This window comes from Microbacterium sp. HJ5, assembly GCF_054824025.1.
This window is the reverse complement of sequence record NZ_JSYE01000017.1, coordinates 1-16194: the sequence shown is the minus strand read 5'-3', so window position 1 is coordinate 16194 and position 16194 is coordinate 1. Positions and strand designations below refer to the sequence as shown.

At 71.6% G+C, this 16194-nt stretch carries 19 protein-coding genes; 11 read left to right on the top strand and 8 right to left on the bottom strand.

Annotation, left to right across the window (positions count from 1 at the left end):
• The first annotated feature begins 126 nt into the window (after positions 1 to 126).
• The gene (locus tag OB08_RS09420) at positions 127 to 1554 is read left to right on the top strand and encodes a dihydrolipoyl dehydrogenase family protein (protein ID WP_461474193.1); all 1428 of its coding nucleotides are present in this window, start codon (positions 127 to 129) and stop codon (positions 1552 to 1554) included.
• On the opposite strand, the gene OB08_RS09415 is transcribed toward OB08_RS09420, so the two are convergent.
• On the bottom strand, positions 1551 to 2162 hold the full coding sequence (locus OB08_RS09415) for a flavodoxin family protein (RefSeq protein WP_461474192.1): 612 nt from the start codon (positions 2160 to 2162) through the stop codon (positions 1551 to 1553). The two genes, OB08_RS09420 and OB08_RS09415, sit on opposite strands and share 4 nt — an antisense overlap.
• Before the next feature lie 115 nt (positions 2163 to 2277).
• Here OB08_RS09415 and OB08_RS09410 point away from each other — a divergent pair, with 115 nt between their 5' ends.
• From OB08_RS09410 to OB08_RS09400, 3 genes are read left to right on the top strand one after another with little or no spacing between them, the layout of a single operon-like run.
• Positions 2278 to 2778 (top strand): DUF427 domain-containing protein, encoded by a 501-nt coding sequence (locus OB08_RS09410; protein ID WP_461474191.1) that lies wholly within the window; start codon positions 2278 to 2280, stop codon positions 2776 to 2778.
• A 34-nt stretch (positions 2779 to 2812) separates the two neighbouring features.
• Positions 2813 to 3415, top strand: a complete 603-nt coding sequence (locus tag OB08_RS09405; RefSeq protein ID WP_461474190.1) for a GyrI-like domain-containing protein — start codon at positions 2813 to 2815, stop codon at positions 3413 to 3415.
• Positions 3416 to 3422: 7 nt separating this feature from the next.
• Entirely contained in the window at positions 3423 to 3917 is a 495-nt protein-coding gene (locus tag OB08_RS09400) for a metallophosphoesterase family protein (RefSeq protein WP_461474189.1), read from the top strand.
• A gap of 3 nt (positions 3918 to 3920) precedes the next feature.
• Here OB08_RS09400 and OB08_RS09395 read toward each other — a convergent pair whose 3' ends face one another.
• Positions 3921 to 4352 carry a gamma-glutamylcyclotransferase family protein gene (locus tag OB08_RS09395; protein ID WP_461474188.1) on the bottom strand — a complete coding sequence of 144 codons (432 nt, stop codon included), beginning with the start codon at positions 4350 to 4352 and terminating at the stop codon, positions 3921 to 3923.
• A gap of 105 nt (positions 4353 to 4457) precedes the next feature.
• Between OB08_RS09395 and OB08_RS09390 the strand changes: the two genes are divergently transcribed.
• Positions 4458 to 6080: a molybdopterin-dependent oxidoreductase gene (locus tag OB08_RS09390; protein ID WP_461474187.1), complete on the top strand. Its 1623-nt coding sequence runs from the start codon at positions 4458 to 4460 to the stop codon at positions 6078 to 6080.
• An 11-nt stretch (positions 6081 to 6091) separates the two neighbouring features.
• On the opposite strand, the gene OB08_RS09385 is transcribed toward OB08_RS09390, so the two are convergent.
• Positions 6092 to 6544: a DUF2510 domain-containing protein gene (locus OB08_RS09385; RefSeq protein ID WP_461474186.1), complete on the bottom strand. Its 453-nt coding sequence runs from the start codon at positions 6542 to 6544 to the stop codon at positions 6092 to 6094.
• Positions 6545 to 6679: 135 nt separating this feature from the next.
• Entirely contained in the window at positions 6680 to 7759 is a 1080-nt protein-coding gene (locus tag OB08_RS09380) for a DNA polymerase IV (protein WP_461474185.1), read from the bottom strand.
• A 104-nt stretch (positions 7760 to 7863) separates the two neighbouring features.
• Between OB08_RS09380 and OB08_RS09375 the strand changes: the two genes are divergently transcribed.
• Positions 7864 to 8616: a hypothetical protein gene (locus tag OB08_RS09375; RefSeq protein ID WP_461474184.1), complete on the top strand. Its 753-nt coding sequence runs from the start codon at positions 7864 to 7866 to the stop codon at positions 8614 to 8616.
• 60 nt (positions 8617 to 8676) lie between these two features.
• Here OB08_RS09375 and OB08_RS09370 read toward each other — a convergent pair whose 3' ends face one another.
• Positions 8677 to 8880: a cold-shock protein gene (locus tag OB08_RS09370; RefSeq protein WP_461474214.1), complete on the bottom strand. Its 204-nt coding sequence runs from the start codon at positions 8878 to 8880 to the stop codon at positions 8677 to 8679.
• Between the two features lie 584 nt (positions 8881 to 9464).
• Here OB08_RS09370 and OB08_RS09365 point away from each other — a divergent pair.
• The 4 genes from OB08_RS09365 to OB08_RS09350 all read left to right on the top strand — a co-directional run bounded on the left by OB08_RS09365 (position 9465) and on the right by OB08_RS09350 (position 13667).
• On the top strand, positions 9465 to 10031 hold the full coding sequence (locus OB08_RS09365) for a PadR family transcriptional regulator (protein ID WP_461474183.1): 567 nt from the start codon (positions 9465 to 9467) through the stop codon (positions 10029 to 10031).
• A 64-nt stretch (positions 10032 to 10095) separates the two neighbouring features.
• Positions 10096 to 11769 carry an ABC1 kinase family protein gene (locus OB08_RS09360; protein ID WP_461474182.1) on the top strand — a complete coding sequence of 558 codons (1674 nt, stop codon included), beginning with the start codon at positions 10096 to 10098 and terminating at the stop codon, positions 11767 to 11769.
• Positions 11770 to 11922: 153 nt separating this feature from the next.
• The gene (locus tag OB08_RS09355; RefSeq protein ID WP_461474181.1) at positions 11923 to 13068 is read left to right on the top strand and encodes a zinc-dependent alcohol dehydrogenase; all 1146 of its coding nucleotides are present in this window, start codon (positions 11923 to 11925) and stop codon (positions 13066 to 13068) included.
• 20 nt (positions 13069 to 13088) lie between these two features.
• Positions 13089 to 13667, top strand: coding sequence for a hypothetical protein (locus tag OB08_RS09350; protein ID WP_461474180.1), 579 nt, complete (start codon positions 13089 to 13091; stop codon positions 13665 to 13667).
• 12 nt (positions 13668 to 13679) lie between these two features.
• Here the strand turns inward: OB08_RS09350 and OB08_RS09345 are convergent, their stop codons facing one another.
• From OB08_RS09345 to msrA, 3 genes are all read right to left on the bottom strand, one after another.
• Positions 13680 to 14309, bottom strand: a complete 630-nt coding sequence (locus OB08_RS09345; protein WP_461474179.1) for an LON peptidase substrate-binding domain-containing protein — start codon at positions 14307 to 14309, stop codon at positions 13680 to 13682.
• A gap of 58 nt (positions 14310 to 14367) precedes the next feature.
• Positions 14368 to 14946, bottom strand: a complete 579-nt coding sequence (locus OB08_RS09340) for a DUF2510 domain-containing protein (protein ID WP_461474178.1) — start codon at positions 14944 to 14946, stop codon at positions 14368 to 14370.
• Positions 14947 to 15065: 119 nt separating this feature from the next.
• Positions 15066 to 15620, bottom strand: coding sequence for a peptide-methionine (S)-S-oxide reductase MsrA (gene msrA / locus OB08_RS09335; RefSeq protein WP_461474177.1), 555 nt, complete (start codon positions 15618 to 15620; stop codon positions 15066 to 15068).
• A 306-nt stretch (positions 15621 to 15926) separates the two neighbouring features.
• Between msrA and OB08_RS09330 the strand changes: the two genes are divergently transcribed.
• Positions 15927 to 16157 carry a zinc-binding dehydrogenase gene (locus OB08_RS09330; protein WP_461474176.1) on the top strand — a complete coding sequence of 77 codons (231 nt, stop codon included), beginning with the start codon at positions 15927 to 15929 and terminating at the stop codon, positions 16155 to 16157.
• The last annotated feature ends 37 nt before the right edge of the window (positions 16158 to 16194 follow it).

Below are 16194 nucleotides of genomic sequence, written 5' to 3'. Positions count from 1 at the left end.
CAGGTCTGGGACATCGTGGCGGAACGGGCGGATCCTCGACCCATGGGGTCATCTGTGATGTTCGGCGCGGACGGCGCAGCGGATTGCGCCGGCCCCGACGTCGTGCGGCGCCGCTAGCGTGGGCCCATGGGCACGCGGGAATTCGACCTCATCGTCATCGGAGCCGGCCCCGTCGGCGAGAACGTCGCCGACCGGGCGAAGCAGGCGGGTCTCTCCGTCGTCGTCGTCGAGCGCGAGCTCGTCGGCGGGGAGTGCTCGTACTGGGCGTGCATGCCGTCGAAGACGCTGCTGCGCAGTGCGGCCGCGCTCCGCGCCGCGCGCGACGTCGACGGGGCGAAGCAGGCGGTGAGCGGCGGCGTCGACGTGGCGGCGGCGCTCCGGCGCCGCGACGCCATCGTCTACGACTGGAACGACACGTCGCAGGTCGAGTGGCTGCAGGGCGCGGGCATCGAGCTCGTGCGCGGGCACGGGCGGCTGACGGGCGAGCGCGAGGTCGCCGTCGAGGGTGCCGACGGCACGACGACGACGCTGTCGGCCCGCCACGCGGTCGTGGTCTCGACCGGCTCTGCCGCGCTGCTTGCCGACATCCCCGGGCTGAAGGACGCGCAGCCGTGGACGAGCCGCGACGCGACGGGGGTGCGCGACGTCCCGTCGTCGCTCGCGATCGTGGGCGGCGGCACGGTCGGCACCGAGATGGCGACGCTCTTCGTGTCGTTCGGCACCGCCGTCACGCTGATCGCGCGCTCGGGTCTGCTCGGCGGCATGGAGCCGTTCGCGGGCGAGGAGGTCGCGAGATCGCTGACGGATGCCGGCGCCGACGTGCGCACCGGCGTCGATGTCGGGGGAGTGCGACGAGAGGACGACGGATCCGTCGTGCTGACGCTGTCCGACGGCTCGGAGGTGCGTGCCGACGAGCTCCTCGTCGCGACCGGTCGCGTGCCGCGCACGGGCGACCTCGGGCTCGACGCGATCGGGCTCGAGCCGGGCGCCTGGCTCGACGTCGACGACACGCTGCGGGTGCGCGGCGTCGACTGGCTCTATGCCGTCGGCGACGTGAACCACCGTGCGCTGCTGACCCACCAGGGCAAGTACCAGGCGCGCGCTGCGGGCGACGTGATCGCCGCGCGGGCCCTCGGGCGCGAGGTCGACGACGCACCGTGGGGCGCCCACGTCGCCACGGCCGACCACTCCGCCGTGCCCCAGGTGACGTTCACCGATCCCGAGGTGGCGTCGGTCGGGCACACCGAGGCCTCGGCCAGGAAGGCGGGCATCGGCATCCGGGTGCTCGACTACGACCTGTCGTGGATCTCGGGCGCCAGCACGCACGCCGACCACTACCGCGGACGCGCGCGGGCGATCGTCGACGACGAGCGGCGCGTGCTGGTCGGTGCGACGTTCGTCGGTCCCGACATCGCCGAGCTGCTGCACTCGGCCACGATCGCGATCGTCGGCGAGGTGCCGGTCGATCGGCTGTGGCACGCCGTGCCGTCGTACCCCACCGTCAGCGAGGTCTGGCTGCGGTGGCTCGAGGAGTACGGGCGCGCGAGCGCCTAGTCCGACTCGGGCGCCGGGTACGGCTGCTCCGACAGCACCTTGGCGAGGTGCGCGGCATGACGCGCCAGCGTCCCCGTCGTGCTCGCGACCTTCTCGGGCGTCTCGGGCAGGTCGTTGTAGTCGACGGTCTGCATGGCCTCGCCGTTCCAGTACACGCCGCCCTGCGACGGGATGCTGAAGCCGACGTCGCCGAGAGCCTGGTACGCATCCGCGATGATCGCGTGCGCGCCGTCCTCGTTGCCGACGACCGCCACCACGGCTACCTTGCCCGCGAGGATCGGCCGCCCCTCGTCGTCCGTCTCGGAAAGCTCGGCGTCGAGGCGCTCGAGCACGCGCTGCGCGACGCTCGACATGTGGCCCATCCACGTCGGCGTCGCGAACACGAGGATGTCCGACGCCATGACCTTCTCGCGGATCCCCGGCCATTCGTCGCCGTCACCCATGTCGGCCTCGACGCCGGGCTTGACGTCGAAGTCGACGATGCGGACCATCTCGCCCGCGACGTCGAAGGGCGTCAGGGCGTCGAGCACCTGCTGCCCGAGCAGTTCGGAGCTGGATGCCGCGGGGGACGGCTTGAGCGTGCAGTTGAGTGCGATCGCGCGGAGCATGACGGTCCTTTCGTCGAGTCTGCGGGAAGGCTACGTTCGTCACGCCTCTGCATGGGAGGGTCTTGACGCCCCGCGCAACCGCCCCTACCCGCGCGCAGGCGCTTACGCTGAGTCGATGACCCGTCATCCGGTGCCCGATCCCGTCGCCCCCGGCCAGGAGTCGGTCTGGGACTACCCGCGTCCGCCTCGCGTCGAGCGCGCACCGCACCGTGTGGTGATCCGTTTCGGGGGCGAGGTGATCGTCGACACGGAGGACGTGGTGCGCGTGCTCGAGACGAGTCATCCCCCGGTGTACTACGTGCCGATCTCCGCGTTCCGCGACGGTGCGCTCGAGCCGACCTCGGGCGGCTCGTTCTGCGAGTTCAAGGGCGGGGCGCGCTACTTCGACGTCCGCGGCGGGGATGCCTCCGCCGCCCGGGCCGCCTGGAACTATCCGCAGCCGTCACCGGGCTTCGAGGTGCTCGCCGACCGCGTCGCGGTGTACGCGCGGCCGATGGATGCCTGCGAGGTCGACGGAGAGACCGTCGAACCGCAGCCCGGCGGCTTCTACGGAGGATGGGTCACGTCGTCGATCGCGGGGCCGTTCAAGGGCGTTCCCGGCTCGATGGGCTGGTGACCGCGTCCGAGGCTCCCGCTAGCCTGGTCGCGCCATGAAGACCGACCTCAAGAAGGAACTGCCCTCGTACCGCGCCCGTCGCGGCGTCTTCGACGTGATCGACGTCCCGCCCCTGCGCTACCTGATGATCGACGGGCACGGCGATCCGAACACCCAGGCCTACGGCGACGCGGTGTCGACCCTGTTCCCCGTCGCGTACAAGCTGAAGTTCCTGAGCAAGAACGAGCTCGACCGCGACTACGTCGTCATGCCGCTGGAGGCGCTCTGGTGGTCCGACGACATGACGACGTTCACGACCGGCCGCGACAAGTCGCGCTGGGACTGGACGGCGATGATCCTCGTGCCCGAGTGGACGACCGACGAGCACGTCGGCCGCGCGGTCGCCGCGGCGGCGGACGCACCGGCGATCGACCGCCTGCGGCTCGAGACCCTCGATGAGGGGCGGTGCGTGCAGACCCTCCACCTCGGCCCGTTCGACGAGGAGGGTCCGGTGCTCGAGGAGCTCCATCACACGTTCATCCCCGGGCAGGGCTTGCGCATGACGGGCCGTCATCACGAGATCTACCTGAGCGACATCCGTCGCACCGATCCGGCGAAGCTGCGCACCATCCTGCGGCAGCCGGTCGCCGACGCGTGAGGCGCACGTGACGACGCGGCTGCTCCTCGTCTCCGACACCCATATCCCGGGCCGGGCGCGGCGGCTGCCTGCCGATCTGCTGAGGGCCGCGGATGCCGCCGACCTCGTGATCCACGCGGGCGACTGGGTCGCGGCATCCGTCCTCGACGAACTCGAACAGCACGGCGAGGTGCTTGGCGTCTTCGGCAACAACGACGGCCCCGACCTGCGCGGGCGACTGCCCGAGGTCGCCGAGCGCGAGATCGACGGGGTGCGCTTCGCGGTGGTCCACGAGACGGGCGACGCCCGTCGGCGCGAGGCGCGGATGGATAAGGCGTATCCGGGCGCCGATGTGCTGGTGTTCGGGCACAGTCACATCCCGTGGGACAGCGTGTCGCCCCGGGGCCTGCGCCTGCTCAACCCCGGCTCGCCGACCGATCGCCGTCGGCAGCCGCACCACACGATGATGACCGCCGTGGTCGACTCGGGCGCGCTGCGCGACGTCGAGCTCGTGGAGCTCTGACGCTCAGCCGCCCGACTGTCCGGCGCCGCTCCGTTCGGCGACCGCGGCCGCGTAGTCGCCGCCGGCGATCTCGGGGCCGACCTCGTCGCGACGATTCCACACGAGCACCAGGGCCTCCGTCTCGCCCGCGTCGGTCGTCACCGGCAGCCAGCGCGCGTCGTAGCCGTAGAGCAGCTCCTCGTCGACGATCACCCGGTTGACCTCGTCTCCGGGAGTGAGCCATACGAGCTCGCCGCGCACCATACCGGCGCCGCCGTGGCCGTCGACGTCGAGCAGGAGCAGCGGCCACTCGCCGCCGGCATGCCAGTGCAGCCTGCCGCGCACCGTCGCCGCCCGCGACTCGACGACGTGCGCGCTGATCGCGGGCCACAGTTCCATCCCGGGCCGAAGGCTGCCGTAGACGAAGAGGGGCACCGTCGACGGGGGAAAGCTCACGCCACCACGCTAGCGACAGGCGAGCGGATGCCGCGCCCCGCCAATCCGGTTCCCGCCGCGTGCCGAACACCCAGTGCGAGGAGAGACTTCGCGGGCGGGGGAGACATGTCGAAGCGGACGCGCACGGTCGGGTTCCTGGCGCTCGCCGCTCTTGCCGGTGTGGTCTCGGCGGCCGTCTTCCTCGCCGTCGCGGAGATCCTCGCGCTGGTGGTCGCACCCGAGAGCAGCCCGCTCCTCGCGGTCGGCTCATTCGTCATCGACATCGTGCCCCAGCCGCTCAAGGAGCTGGCGATCTCGACCTTCGGCGAGTACGACAAGATCGCGCTGCTCGTCGGGCTGGGTCTCGCCGTCGTCATCGCCTCCGCTGTGGCAGGGGTGCTGCAGTACGTCCGCCCCCCGCTCGGCGTGGTGGCTCTCGGCATCGCGGCCGTCCTGTCGATCGCGGCGATCGTGACGCGCGCGGGTGCGACGGCCTTCGCCTGGCTGCCGCCGGCGGTCGGGGCGGTGGCGGGCTCGGCGATCCTGGTCCTCTCGGTCGCCCGCCTGCGGCGCTGGGCGGGTGCGGTCCGGGGGGCACGGGCGGACGGCGTGCCGGAGCCGCGGCCGGACGCCGCGGTGGACGGTGTGCCGGAGAATCCGGCGGCTCCGCGGACGCCGGGCCTGGACCGGAGACGCTTCTTCCAGCTCGTCGGGGTGGCCGGCGTCTCCGCCGTGCTCGTCGGGGTCGGAGCGCGGCTCGCCAACGTGGCGACGACGTCGATCGGCGCGGTGCGCGACGCCCTGCGCCTGCCCGCACCCCGCTCGACCGTCACGGTTCCCGACGGCGCCGAGCTCGATGTGCCGGGTCTCACGCCGCTGTACACGCCGAACGCCGACTTCTACCGCGTCGACACCGCGCTGACCGTGCCGTCGATCGACCCCGCCTCCTGGCGGCTGAAGGTGCAAGGCCTGGTCGACGAGCCGGTGGAGCTGACCTTCGACGACCTCGTCGGCATGGGATTGGACGAGTACTCCATCACCCTCACGTGCGTCTCGAACGAGGTGGGCGGCAACCTGCTCGGCACCGCGAAGTGGCTCGGCGTGCCGGTGCGCGACGTCCTCGCGCTCGCCGGCCCGCAGACCGGCGCCGACATGGTGCTCTCGCGCAGCATCGACGGGTTCATGGCGAGCACCCCGCTCGAAGTGCTCACCGACGACGGTCGCGACGCGATCCTGGCCGTGGCGATGAACGGCGAGCCCCTGCCGCTCGAGCACGGCTTCCCGGTGCGCATGGTCGTTCCGGGCCTGTACGGCTACGTGTCGGCCACGAAGTGGCTCACCGAGCTGACGGTGACGACGTTCGCCGCCGACGAGGCGTACTGGACGCCCCGCGGCTACAGCGCGGAGGCGCCGATCAAGTTCTCGTCGCGGCTGGACACCCCGCGCACGGGCGAGCCCGTCGCCGCCGGCACGGTCGCCCTCGCCGGGGTCGCGTGGGCGCAGACGGTGGGCATCGAGCGTGTGGAGGTCATGGTCGATGACGGCGAGTGGCAGCAGGCGACGCTGTCGGCCCCGGTGAACGACGACACGTGGGTTCAGTGGGTGCTCGAGTGGGAGGCGTCGCCGGGCAACCACAACGTCGTCGTCCGCGCCGTGAACCGGGATGGCGACGTGCAGATCGAGGAGCGCGCGCCGATCGCGCCGAACGGCGCATCCGGCTGGCAGCGCACTCTCGTGCGCGTGACCTGAACCGGCGGGCGCTACGGGACGACGGCGAAGAGCACGCGGAACACGAACACGCTCCCGACGATGGTCGACAGGACGATCCCCGTGATCGCCGCGGCCTTCTTCGTCGGGCGACGGATCGCGATCACGAGTCCGGCGACCGCGCACGCGAACCCCGCCGCCACCAACAGGCCGGTCGCAGTCGTCAGCACCGAGACCGTGGTCTGATCGATCCCGCCGACCAGCCAGACCCCCGCGGCGAGGCCGAGTGCGCCCAGCACGGTCAGCAGCAGCCCTGCGGCCGCCGCACCGTTGCCCGAGCTCGGCGCGGCGTGGACCGTGGCCGGCGCGGGCGCGGCCACCGGCGTGTACGCGGCTGCCGTGCGGACCACCGGATCGAGCGGTTTGACGAGGTCGGTCCATCGCACGCCGTCCCACCACCGCGTGCGGCCGGTCTCTTCGTCGTACAGCCAGCCGGGCGGTTGCATGCCCCCAGCGAATTCGCGCTCGCTCATCGTTACCCCAGAGTGATGATGATGGCGGTTCCCCAACCGCTCTGAGGGGAGAGTATCGGAAGTCCCCGACTCTGTTCCAGTGGGTGACGGATGCCGCGTCGCGGCGGCCTACCATCCGCTCCGCGTGGGGGTGTGGCCCTCTCGGGCCTCGTCGGGCATCTGCATCTCGGCCCGCACACCGAGGAGCCGCAGCGGTCGACCCGGCTCGATCCGTCCGACGAGGGCCAGGATCTCCTCTACGACGGTCTCGCGATCCGAGGTGGCGGCGATCTTGTGCACGAACGTCTTCGTGAGGAAAGGCGCGTAGCGCACCTTCAGTCCGACGCCCACGACGGGTCGCCCTTCGGCGGCGACGTCTTCGAGCACCTGCCCGGCGAGCTCGCGCGCGGCGCGCTCGATGTCGGCCGGCTCGACGATGTTCTCCTGGAAAGTCGTCTCCCTGCCGTGGCCGCGTGCCACCCAGGGCGTGTCGTCGACGACCGCCGACCCGTCGCCCCGCCCGAGCTGCCGGTACCAGGGGCCCATCTTGGGACCGAACTCGGCGGCGAGCACGGCCTCGTCGGCCCGTGCGAGCTGATCGACGGTCTTGATGCCGTGCGCGGCGAGGCGCTTCGAGATCTTGCCGCCGACGCCCCAGAGCGCGATCGTGGGCAGGGCGCCCATCACCTCGAGCCAGTTGTCGGCGGTCAGGCGGAAGGTCCCGCGGGGCTTGCCGAAGTCGGTCGCGTTCTTCGCGCGGACCAGGGTGTCGCCGATCCCGACGCTGCAGTGCAGCCCGGTGCGGTCGAGGACGGCCTGCTGGATGCTTCGCGCGTACGCCTCGGGATCGTCGGTGGAGACCCCGACGAAGGCCTCGTCCCATCCGAGCACCTGCACGACGGCTCCGGGTTGCGCGCGAAGCGTCGCCATCACCTCGTCCGAGGCGGCGGTGTACGCGGGTGCGTCCACGGGCAGGATGACGGCGTCGGGCGCCTTGCGCGCGGCGATACGCAGCGGCATGCCCGACCCGACGCCGAACGCGCGGGCCTCGTACGACGCGGTCGACACGACGGCGCGCTCGGTCGGATCGCCCCGCCCGCCGACGATCACCGGGAGCCCGGCCAGCTCCGGCCGACGCAGCACCTCGACCGCGGCGATGAACTGGTCGAGGTCGACATGCAGCACCCACGGCCTGCGCGCCTCGTTCATGGGCTCCAGTGTGGCGGCAGGCTGCGACGTCGCGCGACCCGGGTCTTTGTGAATGGACGACAAAGTTGCCGGACCTGCGGGTGCGGACCGGCCAGAATCGGCGGATGCGTCCTCGCCCCGCCATGCTCCGCGCGATCGCCGCCCTCACCGCGACCGTGCTGCTCGCCGCCGGACTCGCCGGCTGCGCCGATCCGTTCCACGCCGACGGAGACGATCTCGCCCAGCGCGCCGCGGCGCAGATCGCCGACGACATCGGCGCCCACTCCGACAACACGTGCGAGATCACGCTGCTCGAGATGGTGGCGCACTGGGTGCCGGAGGACACCGCAGAGCCACTTGCGTGGGAGGGGGCGATCTGTGACGGGGGTGCCAGGATCGACGTCAGGATCCACGTCGACGTCGATGCGGCGAGCTCGGGCACGCTGTTCGGCCGGTCGCAGAGCGCCGGCGAGGCCACGCGGTGCTTCCGTCTGGAATGGGATCGGTACGATCCGGCCCGGCGCTCCGACATCCCGTGCCCGGACGGCCCCGCGCCGGCGCGCCCGACGCCGGCGCCGCGTCCCGAGTTCACGGCCGAGGACCGCAGCGCCGTCGCGAGCATCGTCTCGTCGACCGCCGAGCTCGCCGACATCGAGGCCGCTCTGCGCGAGGCGTACCCGCAGGAGCACATCCGCCTCGACACCCAGGTGTTCGAGGGCGAGATCGTCGTCGCGCTGGGCATGCCCGCTGAGCGCGAGTGCATCCTCGTGGTCAGGAATGCCACCGGCGAGGTGTTCTTCCCCGACTTCCGCCGGATCTCGCTCGAGCCGGGCGAGACGGGCTGCGCGACCGACCTCTACACGAATCCGCCGTTCTGACGCACTCGTGAAGAGTGAAGCGCCGGCCGGGGCTCGGAAGCCCCGGCCGGCGCGTCCGCGTCAGAGCGGGCGGATGTTGGCGGCCTGCATGCCCTTGGGGCCGCGCTCCGCGTCGAACTCGACCTTCTGGTCTTCACGGAGCTCCTTGTAGCCCTCGCCGGTGATCGCGCTGAAGTGCGCGAACAGGTCGGCCGAGCCGTCATCGGGAGCGATGAAGCCGTAGCCCTTCTCGGAGTTGAACCATTTCACGGTGCCAGTGGCCATCGTGTCTTTCCTTCTACTTTTCGGGCCGCGGGAGGCGACCGGGGTGCCGCGCCGACGTGTGCGGAGCGGACGGAGGGGCCGGGCGGCGAGCGTGCTGCTCGTCGCCTGAGGAGCGGATGCCGCGACCGCCGCCTGCGCGGCTTCGCGGGTGTCGTGCAGCCCCATGCTCCGGCCGAGGGCGCTGTGCGCCTCGTAGCCGTGCGGGGTCACGCCGACGAACCCGGCGTACTCGCCGGCGGCGGTCGCGACGAAGACGTCGTCGTCGGCCTGGCGCCACGCGAGCGCGGGTCGTGCGGAGGAGGGGGAGGTGAAGGGAGTCAAGGGTGCTTTCGGAGGGAGGCGCGCGGCGGATACGCTCGTGCGCTGAAGTCTAGGAAGAGGGTCGGACGTCTGTCGACTGTCCGGGCGTCAGGTGTCTGCTGCTCCACAGTGAGGCAGAGTGGGAAACGACGCATGACCCGAGTGGGCACTCCACCCTAGCATCCCGCTTCGCTTCTCCTCACCAGGGGGTGACACCTGCCGGTGAGCGATATATCGTTATATATCGCCGAGCCCGCCGAGCGACCCGGCACGAGGAGGTCATCATGAGTGGATCCAACTTCGGAGACTGGTTCGGAACCGGATCGGGTCAGACAGGTCAGGGCCGCCCCGGCGGCGGGCTGTGGGATGCGATGGACCAGCTGCGCGGCATGTTCGAGCAGAAGGTCGGCTCGACCCGCATGGGTCGCGGCGACGTCCGCGCGGCGGTGCTGGCGCTGCTGGCCGAGAAGCCGATGCACGGCTACCAGATCATCCAGGAGATCGACGAGCGCAGCGGCGGATCGTGGAAGCCGAGCCCGGGCTCGGTGTATCCGACTCTGCAGCTGCTCACCGACGAGGGGCTGATCACCGCGCAGGAGTCCAACGGCCGCAAGACCTACGCCCTCACCGAGGAGGGACGGCAGGAGGCGCAGGCCTCGGACCGCTCCGCCCCGTGGGAGACGTCGGGATCCAAGGAGAGCTCGCGCTCGGCGCTGCCGAAGGCCGGGGTCGATCTGGCCCAGGCCGTCGCGCAGGTCGGTCGCTCGGGCACGTCGGATCAGGTGAAGCAGGCCGTCGAGGTGCTCGACGAGGCGCGTCGTAAGCTCTACTCGATCCTCGCCCAGGACTGACCGGATGCCGCCGGCCCGTCGGCGCGCTGCGATCCCGAACGACCACCCCGACCGCGGAGGCCCGATGGCAGGTGCCGGCGCATCGCGCGCCCGCTACCGCCGCATCCTGCGGTTCGCAGCCCGCTACATGGTCCAGGCCTGGTGGTTCGAGCTGTTCCTTCCGCGCATCGGCCTCGGGCGTCTCGCCGCCCGCGGCCGGGCCGCCCGGCTGCAGAACCTCGCCCGCCGCTTCCACGCCCTCGCCGTCTCGCTGGGCGGGCTGATGATCAAAGTCGGCCAGTTCATGTCATCGCGCCTGGACGTGCTCCCGCCTGAGATCACGAAGGAGCTCGAGGGGCTGCAGGACGAGGTGCCCGCCGTCGACTTCGCCGCCATCCGCGCCCTGGCCGAGGCCGAGCTCGGCGCCGCTCTCGAGGTCGCGTTCGCGTCGGTCGATCCGGTGCCGGTGGCCGCGGCATCGCTCGGTCAGGCGCACCGCGCCCGCCTGTCGCCGGCGGATGCGGCCGAGACCGGGTTCGCCGACGTCGTGGTGAAGGTGCAGCGCCCCGGGATCGAGGAGATCGTCGACGTCGACCTCGCGGCACTGCGCAAGGTGGCCGGCTGGCTCGACCGCGTGCGGGTGGTGTCCGATCACGTCGACCTCCCGGTGCTGATCGAGGAGTTCGCCCAGACGAGCCGCGAGGAGATCGACTACCTCCACGAGGCGCGCAACGCTGCCCGGTTCGCCGAGAACTTCGCCGGTGATCCACGGGTCGGGGTGCCCGAGATCGCGTGGGAGCGGTCGACCGGGCGCGTGCTCACCCTCGAGGACGTGACCGCGATCAAGATCAACGACGTCGACGGGCTGCGCGCGGCGGGGATCGATCCGGCCGAGGTCGCGTCCGAGTTCGCGACGGTCATGTTCGACCAGCTGTTCCGGGACGGCTACTTCCACGCCGACCCTCACCCGGGCAACATCTTCGTCACACCGACTCCCGGGGGCGAGCGGCCCTGGCGGCTGACGTTCGTGGACTTCGGCATGATGGGCGAGGTCCCCGACCGGCTGCGGCGCGACCTGCAGCAGGTCGTCATCGCGGTCGCATCGCGCAACGGCAAGCAGCTCATCGACAGCATCCGCGATGTCGGCGTGCTCCTGCCGTCGGCCGACACCGCCGAGCTCGAGCGGGCGATGACGGCGCTGTTCGCCCGCTTCGGCGGCATGGGCTTCGCCGAGCTGCAGAAGGTCGATCCGCGCGAATTCCAGGCCTTCGCGACCGAGTTCGGCGACGTGATCCGCTCGCTGCCGTTCCAGCTTCCCGAGAACTTCCTGCTCATCGTGCGGGCCGTGTCGCTGACCTCCGGCATGTGCAGCTCCCTCGAACCCGACTTCAACATGTGGGACGCCGTCGAGCCGTACGCGGCGCAGCTGATCCGCGACGAGCGCGGCAACGTGGTCCAAGGCTTCGCCCGCGAGGCGGCGACCGTCGCCGGGATCGCCGCGCGCCTGCCGCGCCGACTCGACGACGTCGTCACGCGCATGGAGGAGGGCCGCCTGACGGTGGAGTCGCCGAAGGCCGAGCAGCGGATGCGCGCTCTCGAGCGCGTGGCGCGCCGCATCGTCTCGGCCGTGATCTTCGCGGGGCTCTTCATCGGCGGGGCGGTGCTGCGGCCGGACGAGCCCGTCGCCGGCGTCGCCCTCATGATCGCGTCGGCCGTGCCGCTCGTGCACGCGGTGTTCGCGGGGATCGGGCGCCGCTAGGCGCATCCGCTCACTTCAGTCGGCGCAGCGCCGATCCCTTCGGTCGTCCTTCCTGTACCGCCGGCCGTGGCAGGTCGGGGCGCCGTGCGCAACCCCCTCGGCATGTTCGCCTGCGCGGGAGAGGGTGGCCCTTCACGACCCGTGGAGGAACCCATGAAGGCCATGACGTATCGCGGACCCTACAAGCTGCGAGTGGAGGAGAAGCCCGACCCGGTCGTCGAGCACCCGAACGACGCGATCGTGCGCGTGGAGCTCGCGGCGATCTGCGGCTCGGACCTGCACCTGTTCCACGGCATGATGCCCGACACACGCGTCGGCCACACGTTCGGCCACGAGTTCGTCGGCACCGTCGAGGAGATCGGCTCGTCGGTGCAGAACCTGCAGGTCGGCGATCGCGTGCTCGTGCCGTTCAACATCTACTGCGGCTCGTGCTTCTTCTGCGCGCGCGGGCTGTTCTCGAACTGCCACAACGTGAACGCGAACGCCACCGCGGTCGGCGGCATCTACGGCTACTCCCACACCACAGGAGGCTATGACGGCGGTCAGGCGGAGCGCGTCCGAGTGCCGTTCGCCGACGTCGGCCCGCAGGTGATCCCCGACGACATCCCCGATGAGGATGCCCTGCTGCTCACGGATGCCTTCTCGACCGGCTACTTCGGCGCGCAGCTGGCCGATATCGAGCAGGGTGACACGGCGGTCGTGTTCGGCGCAGGCCCGGTCGGCCTCGCGGCGGCGCGTTCGTGCTGGCTCATGGGCGCCGGACGAGTGATCGTCGTGGACCACCTCGACTACCGGCTGCGCAAGGCGGAGGAGTTCGCCTTCGCCGAGACCATCAACTTCGGCCAGGTGGGCGACATCGTGCGCGAGCTGAAGATCGTCACCGAGGGGCTCGGTCCGGATGTCGCGATCGACGCCGTCGGCGCCGAGGCCGACGGGCATGTGCTCCAGCACGTGAGCGCGGCGAAGCTCAAGCTCCAGGGCGGGTCGCCGGTGGCGCTGAACTGGGCGATCGACTCGGTCCGCAAGGGCGGCACGCTCTCGGTGATGGGCGCGTACGGCCCGATGTTCAGCGCCGTCCGCTTCGGCGACGCCATGAACAAGGGGCTGACCCTGCGCACCAACCAGGCCCCCGTGAAGCGGCAGTGGCCGCGCCTGTTCGACCACATCCGCGCGGGCTACCTCAAGCCCAGCGACCTCATCACGCATCGCTTCCCGCTCGACGACATCGCCGAGGCGTACCACGTGTTCTCGTCGAAGCTCGACGACATCATCAAGCCGGTCATCGTCCCGGCATCCTGACGCATCGAAGGAGACAGACCATGCCGTACACCGCACAGAAGCCCGGCCGCGTCCCCGATCCCGACGAGCTGCGCGCGCGCATCCCCGGGTGGGGCGCCGACCTCGACCCCGAGGATCGTCCCGCGTTCCCCCGCGAGCAGCCCGGCATCGCCACGGGTGCGCACTGGACCATGCCCGAGCAGCAGTCGTGGGCGTCAGCCCGCGAGAAGTCCGTCGAGCACGAGCGCCTCACACCGGTCTTCGGCACCGCGCAGCCCCTGCACGGCGTGGCGGGCGCGATCCGGCGCTACGCCTACGACCGCTACAGCGAGGGGCAGACGGCGCACTGGCTCCTGCTCATCGTCGGCGACCGGGTCGATTCGGCCGGCGCCCACCTCCGGTCGTTCCTCACCACGCGCCCGGACGATCCTGTGACCCAGTCGGGAATCCTGGGCGAGCGCGGCCGTCGTCCGATCGCGTCGCGCCTGCGGCCCGGACGCATCGACCAGAAGCACGCCTGGCTCGACCCGATCCTCGTGCTCGGGCCGTGGGTGCTCACGGCAGTGCTCGTCTTCCGCGTGGGGAGGCTCATCGTGCGACCGCTCAGCCGCCGCCGGTGAGGCGGGCGCGGGTCAGTCCGGGAGCTCGTCGGGGTCGGTCGGCGCGGAGAGCAGCGGCTCGATGTCGAGCGTGAGATCGATGGTCTCGCGCAGCAGCCCGCCCACGGTCGTCGCCCGCAGCAGGCGATAGCGATCGAAGTCGCCGAGCGGTGCGATCGCCGCGAGCTGCCACGCGGCCTCGACGGGATCCTCGGAGAGCTCGACCTCGGGCTGCCACCGGGTGTCGCCCTGCTCGGCCGCGCGGGCGAGCACGCGCCGCACGATCCGCTCCGCCTCGGCTCGCAGGGGCGCGAGGTCGTCGTTCCACGTCAATGCGGGGAGGGGCGTCAGCTCGGCGACCGGATGCGGGTCGTCGGCGAGCCAGCGATCGACGGCGAACCGCTCCCGGCCCACGGCCACGAGGTGCAGGTCGTCGGCCCCGACCTGGACCTGCACGATGCGCGCCATGGTGCCGACGGTGTTGCGCTGATCGCCGCCGCCCGCCTCGTGCCCGCGGGCGATGAGGACGACGCCGAACTCGGGGTCGTCCTCATCGAGGAGCCGGCCGAGCATCGTGAGGTAGCGCGGCTCGAAGATGCGCAGCACGAGTGGGGTGTGCGGGAACAGCACCGACCCCAGCGGGAACATCGGGACCGCGTCCATCGCCCCAGTCAACCACCGCGGCGGGATGCGGGGGCCGCGGCACTGCGGCGGACCGGCGTCAGCGGTAGCGGTAGTGCTCCGACACGCTGTTGATCCAGGTCGCGAAGCGGCCCGCTGCCGCCTCCTGCCCCGTGGGCACCGTTGCGAGCCACACCTGCCCCGAGACCTCGACGACGAGATAGGTCGCGTTCGGCGAAAGGGCGCTCTTGAGCAGGCGAGGGGTGATGACGCCCTGCGGCCCGATCAGCGAGCGATGCGTCGCCGGTGCCGCGAGCCGCCCGCGCCGTAGCAGCTCCGCGCCGGCCACCGCCGCCGCGTTGGCGTCGACGACCCGCTGGCTCACTGGTCCGAAGTGGATCCACCGCCCGTCGACCACGATGCCGGCGAGAGCCTCCTCGTCGCCGCTGAAGCGCGTGGCGTCGGTCCAGTGCGAGCCGTCCCACCACCGCAGGCGCCCGCGGCCGTCGTCGTACCACCCGGCCGCCGTGCCCGTCGAGACCGCCGGGGCGGCGTCGATGTGCAGCTCGGTGTCGCGCTCACCCAGGTCGATGTAGTGCTCGGTCCAGCGGGCGCCGTCCCACCAGCGCTGCTTCCCCGTGCCGTCGTCGTACCACCCGGCCGCCGCCTGCGTCGCCATGCCACGAGGGTACGTCGGGTCGGCATCGAGCGCACAGCCCGCGTCGACTGCCGGTCGGCACGAGAAGACACCGGATGCCGCGACCCGGCCGGGCCGCGGCATCCGCTGCTCTTCGCTCCTTACGCCGTCGCGTCGGCGCGCTTGGGCAGAACCCAGCCCGCGCGCGGGAAGTGGCACGTGTACCCGTTGGGGTAGGTGATCAGGTAGTCCTGGTGCTCGGGCTCGGCCTCCCAGAAGGGACCCTCGGGCTCGATCGTCGTGACGGCCTTGCCCGGCCAGAGGCCCGACGCGTCGACGTCGGCGATGGTCTCGCGGGCGACCTGCTCCTGCTCGGGCGAGAGCGGGAAGATCGCCGAGCGGTAGCTCGAGCCGATGTCGTTGCCCTGACGGTCCTTCGTCGACGGGTCGTGGATCTGGAAGAAGAACGCCAGGATGTCGCGATACGTCGTCGCGTTCGGGTCGAAGACGATCTCGACCGCCTCGGCGTGACCCGGGTGCTTGCGGTACGTGGCGTGGGCGTTCTCGCCGCCCGTGTAGCCCACGCGCGTGTCGAGCACGCCGGGCTGGCGGCGGATCAGGTCCTCCATGCCCCAGAAACATCCGCCCGCGAGGACGGCGGTCTCGGTGCCGGGAGTGCGGGTGATCTCTCCGGTGTCGAAAGGTCCGCTGGTCATGTGAGTCTCCTTCGTGGAGTGGTTCGTGGCCCGGAGATCAGTCTCTCAGGGATCCGACGGACGCGGCCGGCTGCGGCGTCATAGAGGTCAACGGCGACCGCGGTCCATTTGGTCCCGCGAAGCTGGGAGCGGGCCGTGAGTTGCGGTCGCGTGGCGCCGGCGCGGGACTCGCGGCCGCCCTCGCCGCGCCCGGAGCGAGGATGCTGATCAACGGCGCCGGCGGAGGGTCGGGCGCATTCATGGTGCAGCTCGCCGAAGCCGCCGGAGCGCACGTGACCGGAGTCGACAAGCCGGACGGTGCTGCGCATGGTCACGGTGGGCCCCCTCCTCGGGGCGCTCACCCGCCGCCGCCTCGGCCTGCTGATCGTGCGCCAGGGTCCGGCCGGCTTCGCGCCGGTCGCCGAGCGGTGCGCGGCCGGGGAGATCGACGTCCACATCGACCGCGTGTTCCCGCTCGAGGAGGTGGCGGCCGCGCTGGCATGGCACGGCGAGGGCCGCGCGCTCGGCAAGGTCGTCGTGCAGGTGCGCCCCGAGTGACCCGGCCCCGGCGGTTCATCTCCGTCGATCCGACGTC